General features: G+C 35.2%; 1 pseudogene. It reads left to right on the top strand.

Annotated elements, in window-relative coordinates:
• Nucleotides 1-236 (top strand): annotated as a pseudogene (locus E1140_RS00015) (CpsD/CapB family tyrosine-protein kinase); the annotation flags it as partial.

Here is a 236-nt window from a genome sequence, read left to right as displayed (position 1 = left end):
GATAGTTAAGGAAAAACCGAAATCTTTGGTTTCTGAATCATTCAGGTCTTTACGTGCAAATTTAAAATACCTTAGAGACCTTGATGAGGATAAAGCTAAAGTCTTTATGGTTACCTCTTCTGTCAGTGGAGAGGGTAAGACTTTTTGTTCGTTAAATTTAGCTTATACTTTTGCGGCATCGGGTAAAAATACGTTGATAATTAGTGGTGACTTGAGAAAGCCTAATTTGACAGAAT

The sequence above is a fragment of the Fulvivirga lutimaris genome (assembly GCF_009711525.1).
GTDB classification, from domain to species: Bacteria; Bacteroidota; Bacteroidia; order Cytophagales; family Cyclobacteriaceae; genus Fulvivirga; species Fulvivirga lutimaris.
The sequence above is the reverse complement of the archived record's forward strand: the minus strand, read 5'-3'. Positions and strand labels throughout refer to the sequence as shown.